Origin of the sequence: Deinococcus taeanensis (assembly GCF_020229735.1) — a bacterium.
Taxonomy (GTDB): Bacteria; Deinococcota; Deinococci; order Deinococcales; family Deinococcaceae; genus Deinococcus; species Deinococcus taeanensis.
Map to the genome: position 1 here is coordinate 321,152 of NZ_CP083458.1, position 13,857 is coordinate 335,008.

10 protein-coding genes and 1 pseudogene are annotated in these 13,857 nt (G+C 65.5%); 10 read left to right on the top strand and 1 reads right to left on the bottom strand.

Features of this window, described 5'->3' with window-relative positions; translation table 11 throughout:
• The first annotated feature begins 157 nt into the window (after positions 1-157).
• The 6 genes and pseudogenes from LAJ19_RS19160 (at position 158) to LAJ19_RS19185 (ending at position 7,222) form a co-directional block, all read left to right on the top strand.
• Positions 158-1,384 (top strand): serine hydrolase, encoded by a 1,227-nt coding sequence (locus tag LAJ19_RS19160; RefSeq protein WP_225524098.1) that lies wholly within the window; start codon positions 158-160, stop codon positions 1,382-1,384.
• Between the two features lie 67 nt (positions 1,385-1,451).
• Positions 1,452-1,607 (top strand): hypothetical protein, encoded by a 156-nt coding sequence (locus LAJ19_RS19165; protein WP_225524379.1) that lies wholly within the window; start codon positions 1,452-1,454, stop codon positions 1,605-1,607.
• 472 nt (positions 1,608-2,079) lie between these two features.
• Positions 2,080-5,223: a PAS domain S-box protein gene (locus LAJ19_RS19170; protein ID WP_225524099.1), complete on the top strand. Its 3,144-nt coding sequence runs from the start codon at positions 2,080-2,082 to the stop codon at positions 5,221-5,223.
• Between the two features lie 609 nt (positions 5,224-5,832).
• A pseudogene (locus LAJ19_RS21970) lies at positions 5,833-6,551 on the top strand (AMP-binding protein).
• Positions 6,552-6,627: 76 nt separating this feature from the next.
• Positions 6,628-6,882, top strand: a complete 255-nt coding sequence (locus LAJ19_RS19180; RefSeq protein ID WP_349774857.1) for a hypothetical protein — start codon at positions 6,628-6,630, stop codon at positions 6,880-6,882.
• A 22-nt stretch (positions 6,883-6,904) separates the two neighbouring features.
• The gene (locus tag LAJ19_RS19185) at positions 6,905-7,222 is read left to right on the top strand and encodes an acyl-CoA synthetase family protein (RefSeq protein ID WP_225524102.1); all 318 of its coding nucleotides are present in this window, start codon (positions 6,905-6,907) and stop codon (positions 7,220-7,222) included.
• A gap of 766 nt (positions 7,223-7,988) precedes the next feature.
• Here LAJ19_RS19185 and LAJ19_RS19190 read toward each other — a convergent pair.
• Positions 7,989-8,807: a GGDEF domain-containing protein gene (locus tag LAJ19_RS19190; protein ID WP_225524103.1), complete on the bottom strand. Its 819-nt coding sequence runs from the start codon at positions 8,805-8,807 to the stop codon at positions 7,989-7,991.
• Positions 8,808-9,819: 1,012 nt separating this feature from the next.
• On the opposite strand from LAJ19_RS19190, the gene LAJ19_RS19195 reads away from it, so the two are divergent.
• The 4 genes from LAJ19_RS19195 to LAJ19_RS19210 all read left to right on the top strand — a co-directional run bounded on the left by LAJ19_RS19195 (position 9,820) and on the right by LAJ19_RS19210 (position 13,839).
• A complete protein-coding gene (locus LAJ19_RS19195; protein WP_225524104.1) occupies positions 9,820-10,668 on the top strand; it encodes a MurR/RpiR family transcriptional regulator in 849 nt (282 codons plus the stop codon).
• Between the two features lie 29 nt (positions 10,669-10,697).
• Entirely contained in the window at positions 10,698-11,948 is a 1,251-nt protein-coding gene (locus tag LAJ19_RS19200; protein ID WP_225524105.1) for an ABC transporter substrate-binding protein, read from the top strand.
• Between the two features lie 107 nt (positions 11,949-12,055).
• Positions 12,056-12,961 carry a carbohydrate ABC transporter permease gene (locus LAJ19_RS19205; protein ID WP_225524106.1) on the top strand — a complete coding sequence of 302 codons (906 nt, stop codon included), beginning with the start codon at positions 12,056-12,058 and terminating at the stop codon, positions 12,959-12,961.
• The gene (locus LAJ19_RS19210) at positions 12,958-13,839 is read left to right on the top strand and encodes a carbohydrate ABC transporter permease (RefSeq protein ID WP_225524107.1); all 882 of its coding nucleotides are present in this window, start codon (positions 12,958-12,960) and stop codon (positions 13,837-13,839) included. The genes LAJ19_RS19205 and LAJ19_RS19210 overlap by 4 nt, the downstream gene beginning before the upstream one ends.
• Positions 13,840-13,857 lie beyond the last annotated feature (18 nt).

Below are 13,857 nucleotides of genomic sequence, written 5' to 3' on the forward strand. Positions count from 1 at the left end.
CCCGGACTGTTTGCCGGGGTCACGCGCCCAATCACAGGGGGCCAGACCGCAAGCCCCGCTCCCGCTGCGCCCCTCCCCTGTATGCGAGGGAAGATTCAGTGACTGGAACGGCGAGGATGGAAAGTCGTCGGCTGCGGAGAATTCCTATCATAACCCCGTGCGTACCCTCGCCTTCTGGACCGGCTTGATTTCCATCTGTCTTCTCACCGGGCTCGGCCACGCGGCCGCCGCGTCTGTCACGCCGACATCCAGCGACGCGGCCCTGACCTGCGCCGCGTTGCCCAGCTCCGCCGTGACACTCCCCCAGGGTGCCGCTCTTTCTCCCGTCCCCCCCCTGCCGATAACCCCAGCGAACCAGACGCCCGTCGCGCCGGACTCCGTCCCCCCTGCCCCCGCGCCCCTCACGCCTCCGCCCCTGCCGAGCATGGTGAGCGGCCGCGTGAGCTTCTTCGCGGCGATTTATGACGACAGCGGCCAACCAGTGCGCACCATCACGCTCGGCAATCCCGACGCTGTTCATCCTCTGGCCAGCACCTTCAAGCCGCTGGTGGTGCGCGCCATCCTGGGCGACGTCGATGGCGGGCGCTTCAAGCTGACCAGCCCGTTCACCACCACGGTTGCCAACCGCAGCATCGAGGGGTACCCCCAGGGCACCAATCCCCTGCAGGACCTCGTGCGCCGCGCCATCTACGAGAGTGACAACACGGCCGCGGACATCCTGCACCTCGCTTACGGTCCAGCCCGGCTGGCGCGGGAAGTCAACAGCCGGAGCCCCTGCACGAAGGTGCTGCTGACCACCAAGGCCTGGTGGGCCGCGCAGTCCGGGCAGACGCCGCAGGTGATGCCGCTTGACCCCCGGACCGGCAACGTACTGCCCCGCGCCGCGGCCTACGCGCAACTTCCGTTCGAGGAGCGCGTCGCGTTCGCCCAGCGTCTGATTCAGGAATCGCAGACACTGAATGCCCCGGCGATGAACAAAAAGCTCGACCAGTATTTCCTCGGCCCGTCCTACACGCCGGACCTGGAGGTCTACATCCAGAACACCAGCACCGCCTGGGCCTACAGCGACCTGATGCTCAGGACTCTCTCCGGCGACGGGCTTCAACCCGTCACGCGGGCGCTGTTCCGCACAGTCATGGCCACAGGCTGCTGCCAGCCCAAGGTGCCGAAACTCAAGCCGGCCTACTGGGCCGCCAAGGCAGGCAGCGGGTGGCGACTGATGACCATGACCGGCTACGTGGAAATGCCGGACGGGTACAACATGGCCTACACCTACCTCAACGACCGAAGCACCACCACCTACGCCGGCAACATGGAGAAACAGATGCGGCCGGTGCTCGGCTGGATTGAACAGAACCTCCTGATTCTTCGCTGGCGGCCATGAGTCACCCGGAGCGCCTCTCCTTCGCCGGGCAGAGTCAACCGCCGCGCCGTCCGGTCACAAGTTCGCCGTGCTGTACACCGTGCGCTGCACCGGCTCGCCGCTGTTCGAAGCCGGCGCGGACGTCACCCCGAGTGAACGTCCTGCGGCTGCCAGCGGCAGCGGCACGCCCCTCATCCGGTGGACAGCGCGCACCCGCTGCTGCCTGACCCGGTATTCTGCCTGAGCCATCCTCCGGCTTGTCCCGCCCGGTTCGTGCTGGCGCTCCACCACCAGGATGACGCCCTGGCGATGCGCCCGGCCCATCACCTGTCGGTTCTGAACGCTGATCAGCCCGCCCTAAGTGCGCCGGATCTGCGTTTTCTCTCGCCGGGAATCGACGCGGCTGACACGCTGGCGGAGGACGCGGCCTCGCCTGAGTCCGCAGTCTGGCTCTCCTGCACGTGACAGCGGGCTTGACCGGGAGGCCGCGCACCTCTTACAGCCGTCTGACGTTCCGGGCAGAGCGCCGTTCCTTCAAAGCGCAGGAATCTTCGGGTGTCAACAGATGCCCTGGCCGGTTCAGACGCGCTGGGAGCAGGAATCTGGACTCGATGCACCCGCCGGGACGTGGTAAGCGTGGTGTCAGAAGGCCGCCCTTATTGTTTGTTCACGGAAGGCCACACGGTCCTTGCCCCTCCCCACCGTCAAGGAGACCTGTGACCCAGCCGGACTTCACCCCTGCCCTGAATGCTGCCGCGTCTACGGCCAGCGAAACACTGTTCCGCACGCTGCTCAATCACAGCGCGGACATCGTGGCTCTGGTGGATTCGCAGGGCTTCATCCTGTACCACAATCCGGCCGCTCGCCAGCACCTGGGGGAAGTCCTCACCCCGGCCGGGCAGGCTCCCTGCCCACTCTCGATGTGGGACGCCATTCACCCGGACGACGCGCCGAACGTGCGCCGGCTGGCGTTCGAGCTGCTGCCGGCCGGAGTGACGATCACGCTGCCGCCTTCCCGCGTGCGGCACGCGAACGGCAGCTGGCGGTGGCTGGAGGGGTCCGCAATCAATCTCTGCCACGACGAACGCGTGCGTGGCGTGTTGATCCGAGCCGCGGACGTCACGGCCCGCGTGGAGCACACGCAGCATGCGCAGACCGTGATGCAGTTGGCCGAGTCCCTCCTCACCACACGGTCCCTGGGGGACGTCCTGCAGGTGCTTCTTCACGAGGCGCTGCCCGCACTGGGTGCCTCGGCGGGCGGCGTGGCCCTGATTACCAACGGTGGGCAGGACCTGGAAGTCAAGGGCTCTGTGGGGTACCGCCCACACGTCGGGCACGCGTGGCGGCGCGTGCCGCTCAGTGCGCCACTGCCCATGACGGACGCCCTGCGGGAGGGCCGCGCGGTGTTCCTCACGCAGAGTGACCTTGACCAGCAGTACCCGCATCTGCGCCATGCCCTTCCGCCCGGCATGGGCAGCACCGCCGCACTGCCCATGACCGGACCGTCCGGCCCACTGGGGGTCCTGGTCGTCAATACGGCGTCGGGCGAGGCCTTCAGCGCCGCCCGGCAACAGGCGATGCAGCGCGTGGCAAGCCTGTGTGCCCACGCCCTGGAGGGAACATTCGGAGCGGCCGGGCGTGAGGAGCCCGATCTGGCCGACCGGTTCCTCACGCGGTACGCGTCGGAAATCACGACCGTGCTCGCGCCGGACGGAACCATCCTGTTCGACACGGATATTGCCACGCGTCTGCTGGGTTATCCCCTGAACGAGCTGATCGGCCGGCAGATCCTGGAGCTCATCCACCCCGACGATCAAGGGACGGTCGCCCAGGCGATGCAGCAGGCCCTCCAGAACCGGGAATCCACGGTTACGGTCACCTACCGGTTCCTGCACCGTGACGGGCGGTGGGTATGGCTGGCGTCCACGGGAGCCGATCATACGCACGACCCGCAGGTGCGCGGGCTGCTCGTCAATTCGCGGGACGTGACCGCGCAGCGCGAGGCGGAACTGGCCCTGGAGCGGCAGCAGGACGCTTTCCTGCAGCTGTTCGAGGACAATCCCCTGCCCATGTGGGTCTACGACGTGGAGACCCTCGCCTTCATGGAGGTGAATGACGCTGCGCTGCGCCGGTACGGGTATGACCGCGCCGCGTTCCTGAGGATGAAGGTCACTGACATCCGTCCGCCGGAGGACGTCCCGGCTGCCCTGCCGGTCCTGCGGGCGGCCACGACGAATCCACACGGTACGCCCAGCCGGCACCTCACGCGGGATGGGCAGCGGCTGGACGTTATTGCGCGCGCGCACCTGCTGACCCTGGCTGGCCGCGCCGCAAAACTCGTGGTGATTGAGGACATTACCGAGCGGCGCGCCGCAGAACGCGACCTGGCGGCCAGCGAACGCAAGTTCCGTCTTCTTGCGGAAAACGCCAGCAACGTCATTGCGACCTTCACGCCGGGCGGGCAGTGCACGTACTTGTCCCCGGCCTGCCAGGCCCTGCTGGGCATTTCCCCAGACATGTACCAGAGCGTGGATCCCTTCGCGTTCGTGTACCCGGAAGACCAGGAGCAGCTGCGGCACATGCTGACGCAGGCCCAGGCCCCAGGGTTCACGGAAACCACCATGACCTACCGCGTCCGCCGCGCCGACCAGGAGGTCCGCTGGGTGGAGACGACGTTCAAGGCGGTTCGCTCTCCCCTGTCCGGACAGATTCTTGAATTCCAGACGGCCACGATGGACATTCATGCCCGCAAGGCAGCCGAAGAACAGTTGCAGACGCAGCTGGAGCGGACCCAGCACCTTGTGGACCTGACGGTCGCCCTGGAAGGTCATCACGAACCGCGCGATGTGGCCCGCGAGGCGCTGGAACGCTGCCTGCGCGTCACGGAGTACACGTGCGGCTGCTACGTGGATGTGCAGCGCGGCACCCTCACGCTGCTTCATGCCAGCGGCTGCTCAAAAGACCTGCTGGACGCCCTGAGGCAGACCTATCCCACCCTGAACTTGCTGGGCGAAGCGGGCGACGGCATGCCCCGCGGTGAATCCATACACCACCTGATCGACCATCAGCGGCTGCCGGACGCCCTTCAGGTGGAGCTGCTCCCTTACCGCAGCGCGTGCGCCATGCCGGTCATGGCCCAGGGTGAACTCGCCGGCGCGTTCCTGCTCCTCTCCCCCACGGCTGAAGTCACCACCGGCTCCCGCCGCCTGCTGAGGGCCGTGGCTGAGCGCGTCAGCGCGGCGCTGGAACGATCCCAGCATCTTCAGCAACTGGACGCGTCGCGTGAGGAGACCCTGCGCGCGCTCGGGCTGGCCCTGGAATACCGCGATTACGAGACGAAAGGCCACACCGACCGCGTAACGCACCTCAGTGAGCAGCTCGGACGTGCCCTGGGCTTCCAGGGCGCTGATCTGGACGCCCTGCGGTGGGGCGCCTACCTGCATGACACCGGCAAGGTTGCCATCCCTGACGCCGTCCTGCTGAAACCAGGCAGCTTAAATGCCGACGAGTGGAGCCTGATGACCCGGCACGCCGAGATCGGACACGAAATGTTGTGCCACATCCCGAACCTCCCCCAGACCACCTTGACGTTGGTGCGCCACCACCACGAGAAATGGAACGGTACCGGCTATCCCGCCGGACTCGCCGGCCCTGCCATTCCACTGGCGGCGCGGGTCTTCAGCGTGGTTGACGTCTTCGATGCACTTACCAGCGACCGGCCGTACCGGCCTGCGTGGACGGTGGACCGGGCCCGCGCCTACCTGCTGGCAAACGCCGGGGAACATTTTGACCCTGAGGTGGTTCAGGCCTTCCTGGCTCTCCCCCTCTGTCCACCCGATGCGCCTGAAACGCCGACCTGACCTGCCTCCCTGTTGGCGGCGCACATGAAGGCACCGTCTTCCGGTAGTCGGACGTCTCGGTTGTTGTACAGCAGCGCTGCGTGCTCTTTGCCCTGGTGTGCCGGACTCATCGGCGTTCCGCTGGCTCCTGATGATCGGTGTCAGCGTTCTCCCAGATGACGTCGGGTCACAGCGCCTCAACGCTTGTGGCGGGCGAGAGGGCCGATCGAGGCGTGGGAGCGGCGCAGCACCACGCTGCGCCGATCGAACGAGAGGCGTCCCGTTCCATGGTAAAGGGTGACATGAACTCCTCCCTGCCAGGAGCCGCGCAGGTATGTCCGCCTTACAGCGGCCCGGAGCCATACTTGCTGTGCCACAGTGAGTGCCCCCGCGTCACCCCGCTGGCGAGCACGCTGCTCGTCACATGACGAGCAGTACTGTGACGACCCGCCGCTCAACCCCCACCGGCGTGCACTGAAGCCGCCCCTTCCTCGGACCGGCGCCAGTCAGTCTCCATAAAGCTGAAAGCGCCCCTCCTCAAGACCGCCGTCTCCCCCGCCGCTGGCGCCTCCGGGCCACACCAACAGGCACCGCATGACCTTCAGGACTTCCGTTGCTCAGGAAACAGAGATGACGAATGGAGAGGCACCACACAGCGAGGGCGCCAGAGCACTTACGGAGGCCCGGCAGTTTCGGGCGGATGATGCCGGTGATCCCCTCGCGCCTCACGCTGCGTTCCGCTGGCCAGAGCTGACCACCTTCCATTGGGGACTTGATGTCTTCTCACCTTCTGCTGCTCGCCTGGCCAACGCCACCTCTGTTCTGGACGGGGGTCACCTGTCCTACGCCGACCTGGACGCCCAAGCCAGCTGCCTTGCCAATCACCTGCAGCACTTCGGTGTCCGATGGGGCGACCGCCTCCTGGTAATGGTCAAAATGTGCCCGAGGTATGGGCTGTAATGATCGCCTGCATGAAACTCGGCGCGCCCATCCTGCCGGCCGCCACGCTGCTCGGGACACCGGACGTTCCCGGCCGGGCTTCCTGCGGCCCCATGAAGGTTGTCGTAACGGAGGAGACCCATGCCGGAAAGTTCGACGGGCTGCCCCCAGCGCTGCTGTGCCTGAATACCAGCGGCGTGGACTCTGCCAACTGGCTACAGCTCATGGCCGCTCAAAACGCCCCTACACACTTCACTCCTAACCGCGCAATGCTCGCAGCTGACCCCATTCAGCTGTGCTTCACAAGCGGAACCACCAGCTGGCCAAAGCTGCTGGCATATCCCCACGCCAGCTATCCCGCTAAACACCTCAGTACCCTGTACTACCTGGGCCTGCGGGAAGGTGCCTGACACTGGAACATCACTTCCCCTGGCTGGGCCAAACACGCGTGGTCAAGCTTTTTCATCCCTGAATGCCAGCGCGGCCGTGTACCTGGACAATAGCCGCTTCGATGCGCCCGGTAGGCTGGAGAAACTCGTACGGCAGCAGATCATAACCATGTGCGTGCCACCTGCCGTCTGGCGCATGCTGATTCAGCAGGACCTCAGTGCTCATCCGGCCAAACTGCGTGAAGCGGTCGGCGCGGACGAGCCGCTGAATCCCGAAGTGCTCGAACGGGTGCGGCGCGCCTGGGGCGTGACCATGCGTGACGGGTCCGGCCGGACAGAACCCACCACGTAGGAACCCGCCGGGGGCACCGGTGATGACGGGCAGCATAGGCCGGCCTCTGCCTGGGTACAAGGTTGTCCTGCTTGACGAACGCGGCCTAGAGGCGGACGACGGTGAAATGAACCTGCGTCTCGGAACCGCGCGGCCACTCGGGTTGATGGCTGGTTACGACGGTGGCCCCGCGCGCACGGCGTCCGCACTGGGCGACGGCACCTGCCCCACGGTCGACGTTGCGCGCCGCGATGAGGACGGCTTGCTGTTTTCTGTGGGCTGGGGGAACGACGTGTTCAAAAGCAGTAACTACATGGTCCCGCCATTTGAACTGGAGTCGTTCCTCGCCACTCACCCTTAGGGGGCGGAGGCGGGCGTGGTGCCCCGCACTCACCCGGAGCGGCTGTCCGTGACCAAGTCGTCTGTAGTCCACGCGCCCGGCGTGACGCCTTCAGCGGACGTGAGGGCGCCCTGCTGGCGTTCGGGCGCGAAGGCCTGTCTTCTCACCTGTGCATCAAGCGCGTGGAATTTACCGAATTGCCCAAACCATCAGCGGGAAGATACTCAGGGTCGAACTGGCCGCCCCTGCACGAGACGCTGTCGAACGTGGCCGACGAGGCCCCCTGGAATTCTGGGAGGAGGCTCTCCTGCCCAAGCACCCGATGCCCTCTGATCAGCACCGACAGCAGCGAAATGAGCTGAGGGTCGTTCCGGTGCTGTCGGCTCCAGACGTTCCGGTTACCCGTCCACACGAGGACCTCCATGGCACCCACGTTCCTCAGGAGTGCGCTGGACGGCTTATGAACCGTACCTCTTCATGAGCAGCCCGCCAGGTTTACCCCGCGAGAGGAGCGACGCTCACATGGGGAAGGACGTACCGCACTTCCCAGGGACCCGCCCGTCCGGTACACGTTCCCGGAGGCGCAGCATCTCAGTTTCGTGATCTGAGGCCACAAGGACCGGCTGAGGCAGGGCGCGCCGAACGCAGGCGCCGTCCCATCCACCCGATCAGTCCCGTCTCCGACCTGATCTGGTGCTTTTTATGCTGGTGGTCGCCCCGGACGTGCAGCGCGCTGATAGCCACGGAGGTCAGACAAAACTGGCCGCAGCGCCGTAGAACCCTTTGGTCATGGCTCGCGGCGAAAGGCAGCGCGGCGATCTGTGAGCCGCGCCGCGTTCTCAGGGTCACTTTTTGCGGTGTACATACGCTGGTCTGCCAGGCGCATGACGTCACTGACCGTGTCCGCTTCGTGCCGCCAGGCGATGCCCATGCTGGCACTGACACCATCAACGAACGGAATCTGCAGGCGCTCATGGGCCCACGCTTCGAACGCTTCCGGAGGCCCCGGGAAATCTGTCATGAGCAGCAGGTACTCGTCGCCGCCCATGCGGTACACGCGGCCCCAGGGTCCTGTCACGCGGGAGAGCCACAGCCCATATCCCTTGAGCAGGGAATCGCCCAGGGCATGCCCGTAATGGTCGTTGATGGCCTTGAACCCATCCAGGTCGATGAACACCATCGCGTACGCGTGACTTGCAGCGTCGATTCGGTCCAGGTCCAGGTCCAGCGCGTGCCGGTTGGGCAGCCCGGTCAGGGCGTCTGTTTTCGCTGCCTGGGTCAGGGCAGCGAGCTCATTCCCGAGCCGAATCGCCGTGTCCCGGGTGTCCAGGTACAGCAAACGCAACTCCATGACGGCCAGCACCTCCGGTGAGACAGGCACGTGAGGCACGGTGCGCAGGCGATACTCGGAGTCGTCAGAAAGGTCCAGCAGAACGCTTTGAGCGTCGTCGCAGGATTCACCGATTGAAACAACCGGGGTGTCGTCATCCTGCGTGAACAGGGCGACTCCGCGCAGCCCTGGTACGCCCTCCATGACAAGTCGCAGCAGTTCCTCTGGGGAAACAGCGGCCGTCAGGCGGCACACCAGTGCGCTCTGAGCGGACAAGGGCGCTTGCGAAGGAAGGAACGACGCAGACATACGTTGGTATTGTGCAGCCTGGACCCCACATCACTTCGTGATAAGACGCGTCGGATAAAGGATTGCTCAGGACGGCAGGTGGTGGCCGGGAAGTCACGCTGAAGTACCTGGCGCCCACCGGGCGTTCAGTGTCTTGCAGACCGTTCATGAAATCGCTCCGCGAAGGCCAGTCAACCCGTCTCTACCGGGTGTTCCCTCCAAAGGCGCTGCCGCACAGGCTGACGGAGCGGAAGCAACGGCTGTCTCACGACCTCGAACCCTACGGTGAAGCCGCGCACCCACTGAAAAATCAGAGGGCCTGGTCCCGGACCCAAGAGGCGCCTCAGCTCAACAAGTCTGTCGGCAGAGCCTCCTTGCGGTCTCATCGTCCGGCTTTCTGCTTCGCACCCAGGGCACGGCCAGACCTGAAGCGAAAGTGTTCCTCCTGTTGCTCCTGAATCTCATGTCCAGTGGCGTCACGACCGGGCCAGTGAGGCCCGTTGTCGGTCCCTTCTTTCGTGTGGCCGGAAACAGGATGACCCGGCGCGCTTTGAGAACGCCGCTGATCTTCACGGCGTAGCAGCGCCTGACGCCAGCGCACAGGTCGCTGTCACTGGTGGTGCGAAGCCGATGGGCCGCTGCCGTCTGTTCGGGGTCGATCCTGGTGCTGGAGCGCCCGGCGGACCCGCTCCATTCATGGGCCGATGCAGGGGCAATAGCGTGCGGCAGCCGGAAGGAGGTCTTCGACTCGACTGGAAGTGCGGATGTCGGGGCACGGTGCGTCAGAAGCTGGTCTGCCTGGGAGCGGCGAAACCGTTGGCTGAGCAACGCGCAGGTCGGCGGCAACAGCTGAAGGCAAGACAACAGTCAGGGGAGGGGAGGAGCCAGACTCGGGAGTAGCCCAGATATGAAAATCATTCTCCGAAATTGAGGGCTTGACAAAAATATTTTTTCAGATGTAAGCTCCACCTATCACCACCCCCGGTCCTTAGGAGGCCCTGTGACCATCTCTCCACCCGTCAGTACCGGTGGCGCTCTTGGCCGTCTGCGACAGCAGGCCACGCCGCTTTCACCCACCCTGCGCCGCGTCGCGGAGCACGTGATCCGTCACGCCGACAGTGTGGTCCACCAGACCATCACCGAACTTGCCAGTGGCGCCGGCGTCAGTGAAGCCACCGTCACCCGCCTGTGCCGCAAACTGGGTTTTGCCGGCTTTCACGCCTTCAAGATCGCCCTGGCCTCCGACGTCGCCAGCCGGGACGCCCTCCCCACCGAGGACCTCGCGCTGGACCCCGCTTCACGTCTGGTGCGTCACACCTGCCAGACCCTGGAAGACACCGCGCAGCTCATCAACCCCGGTGTGCTCGAGAGCGTGGCGCAGGCCATCGCCCGCGCTCCCCGCGTGGACCTCACCGGGCAGGGCAACAGCGGTCTGGTCGCACAGTACTTCGCCCACCGTCTGATGCGCATCGGCATCACGGCCGTGACGTACACCGACCCTCACATCGCGGCCGTTAGTGTCAGCACCCTGCCGCGCAACGGCGTGGTGATCGGAATCTCCAGCAGCGGCAGCACCATCGACACCGTGCAGCACCTGCGCCTGGCGCACAGCCACCAGCACTACACCGTGGCACTGGTGCACCGCCCCAGCAGTCCCATTACCCGCCACGCCAGTGCCGTACTGTTCAGCGCCGCGCAGGAGGACCCATTGACCGACGCCGTCCTGTCCACCATCAGCAGCCAAATGCTGATGCTTGAACTGCTGTACATGGCGGTCCTCGCTCACCGTCCCGAAGCGCACGCCATGCTGCGCGTCACCGCCGAGTCGGTCGTCGAGAAGAAATACTGAGCGTTTCCATCCCCGATAAGGAGATCACCATGAAGAAGCTGCGTCTGCTTGCCCTCGGTTTCGCTCTCACCGCCGGTACCGCCTCCGCCCAGCAACCGGTGGAGCTGCAGTTCTGGACCTGGTACCTGAGCCCCAAGTTCGACTCGTACATCAAAGACACCATTGCCGCGTTCGAGAAGGCCAACCCCGGCATCAAGGTCCGCTGGTTCGACAAGCAGGACTCCATGGTGCAGGACTTCATTGCCAGCGTGAACCTCGGCAACGCACCTGACGTGGTGAACCTGAACATCGACGAGACCATGAAAGCCGCGCAGAACGGCTTCCTGCGCGCCAGCAGCGACCTGAGCAGCCCCGCGGTGCTCGCGTCGTACTACCCGCAGAGCGTCAAGAACTTCACCAGCGGCAGCAAGGTCTACGCCTACCCCTGGTACGGCTGGCTGAATGAAGGCGTGCTGCTGTACAACCCTGACCTGTTCAAGAAAGCCGGCCTGACCCGCGCGCCGCGCAGCATGAGCGAGATGCTCAGCTACGCCAGGACCATCAAGGACAAAACCGGGGCGTACGGGTGGGTGCCCGCCCTGAAAGACCCCAACACCGCGTCGTTCCTCGGGTACTTCTACAGTGAAGGTCTGCCCGTATACACCGCCGACGGCCGCGCCGCATTCAACACGCCCGCGCACGCGGCGCTGCTTCAGCAGTACGTGACGCTCTACAAAGGCGGGTACATTCCGGAGGACGCCCTGCGCCGTGAAGCGTTCCAGATCGCCACGGAACTGTACGCTCAGAACCGCGTTGCCATGATCGTCGGTGGCCCACAGGCCCTGACCCGCATCAAGGACACCAACCCCTCGCTGTACGGCAAGACGGTCGTGACGGACGCGCCGCTCGGCAGGGCGAACGTGCAGACGGGCGGCAGCATGGCCCTGGTTGTCCCCACTGCCAGCAAACACCCCGCCGAGGCTGCCCGGCTCGCGGCGTTCATGACCAGCAACGCCAATCAGCTGGCCTTTGCGAAAGTGGTCCCGATCGTGCCCACCACCCGCGCCGCACAGAACGCCGCGCAGTTCAGGCAGAGCGGCACCGACCCGGTCGTGCGTGCCACGGCCCTGGTGGGCGCAGCCGGCCGGTTCATCAACCCCGGGTACAAGGCGCCGGGAAACAGTGACGACCTGTACAAGAACTTCAACGACAACATCGAGTCCGCGGTGATGGGCAAGAAAACCGCGCAGCAGGCATTAAGTGACGCCGCGGCGTACTGGAACGCCAACATGAAGAAATAACGCCTGTCCCTGACGGCGCCGCGGCAGCGGTCCGCCCGGCGCTGGGGCGGACCGCTGCCGCCGCTGAAGCCCCTTCCCCCTGGCGAAAGCCCCGAAGGAGACCCCGGATGCGTTTTTCCTGGCGGGACACCCTGATGTCCTACGCTTTTCTGGCCCCAGCCCTGCTGCTGCTGCTGGCGTTCACGTTCTACCCCCTGGCGTACGGCACGTACCTGGGGTTCACCGAGTACACCGGCGCGCGGTTCGCGCGGGGCCTCGGGCCGCAGTGGGTGGGCCTGCGGAACTTCCGCACGCTTCTCGCCGATCCGCTGTTCCTGACGTCACTGGGCAACAGCGTGAAGTACCTGCTGGTGGTGCCGGCCCTGCAGCTCGCGTCTCTCGCCGTGGCGGTGCTCGTCAGCCGTGAACTGCCCGGCATGGCCTTTTTCCGCGCGGCGTACTACGTGCCGGTGGTGACCAGCATCTCACTCGCCGCCGTGATGTGGGAGTGGGTGTACAACCGCGAAGGCACCCTGAACTGGGTCCTCTCGGCGCTGCACCTGCTGCCGCGCGGTGAAGCGTTCGGCTGGCTGAACAACGAGTCCACGGCGTTTCTGGCAGTGATGCTCGTGACCTTCTGGCGCGGCTTCGGGTACTACATGGTGCTGTACCTCGCCGGGCTGCAGAACATTCCGGCAGAACTGGAGGAAGCGGCCCGTCTGGACGGCGCCACACCCTGGCAGCGCTTCTGGCAGGTCACGGTGCCGCTCATGAGACCCACCATCCTGCTGTGCACCCTGCTGTCCACCATCGCCGCGCTGCGCGTGCTGGAGGAGGTGCTCGTCCTCACAGGCGGGGGACCGCTGAACTCCACGTACACCTCCCTGATGTACGTCTACTCCAAAGCCTTCCAGGGCTTCAACTTCGACTACGGCCTTGCCAGCGCGGCCGGGCTGGTCGTGGCGGTGGTCGCGCTGGGCCTGGCGCTCGTGAATTTCCGGCTGTTCGGCGACGCCCGCGGGGAACAGTCGTGAGCGCCGCCGCGACCCGCACCCACCGCCCGGCGGCCACGCCGCGCCGCTCCCCCCGCCGGCTTATTGCCACCGGGCTGCGCTACACGCTGCTGATCCTGGTGCTTCTGTTCGCAGTGTTCCCGTTTCTGTGGACACTTGCCATTGCCCTGACCGACAAGACCGCCGGCACCAGCATCTACAATTTTCCGGCCAGTCTGTTTCCCACCCGCGTGACCCTGCACAATTTCGCGGAGGTGTACCGCACCTTCGGCCTGGGCCGTTACATCTGGAACAGCGTCGCGATCACCGGCATGAGCGTCGTCGGGACCCTGGTCATCTCCGCTCTGGCCGCCTACCCTCTCGCCCGCTTCCGCTTTCCCGGCCGGACCCTGATCTTCAGCGTGATTGTCCTGACGCTGGTTCTGCCGACCGAAACGAACTTTCTCGTGAACACCCTGACGCTTCAGAAACTGCATCTGCTGGGGACGCACGTGGGCGTCGTTCTTCCCACTGTTGCTGGCGCGTTCGGGATCTTCCTGATGCGTCAGGCGTTCCTGGCCGTCCCGGCCGCCCTGCTTGAAGCTGCGCGGCTGGACGGCGCGAGCGAACTGACGATCCTGACGCGCATCATGCTGCCCCTCACGCGGCCGAGTCTCGCGGCGCTGGGAATCTTCACCGTCGTTACCACCTGGAACGCCTACTTCTGGCCGATGCTGGTGCTCTCCGGCGCGCCGGACCGGGTGCCGCTCAGCGTGGCCGTGCTCAAACTCAAGGGGCAGTTCAACTACGACCCGTTCAACATTGCCGCCGGTTCGCTGATCATGATGCTGCCCGTGCTGCTCCTGTTTCTCGCCGCGCAGCGCCTGTTCATGCGCGGCCTGGACGGAGGCGTCAAGTGAGTTCGCCCCGGCGGCGCG

Bases quoted from the DNA above. Each gene is read 5' to 3' on its own strand.
- LAJ19_RS19205 (WP_225524106.1), top strand. From the start codon at position 12,056: ATGCGTTTTTCCTGGCGGGACACCCTGATGTCCTACGCTTTTCTGGCC.
- LAJ19_RS19200 (WP_225524105.1), top strand. From the start codon at position 10,698: ATGAAGAAGCTGCGTCTGCTTGCCCTCGGTTTCGCTCTCACCGCCGGT.
- LAJ19_RS19185 (WP_225524102.1), top strand. From the start codon at position 6,905: ATGACGGGCAGCATAGGCCGGCCTCTGCCTGGGTACAAGGTTGTCCTG.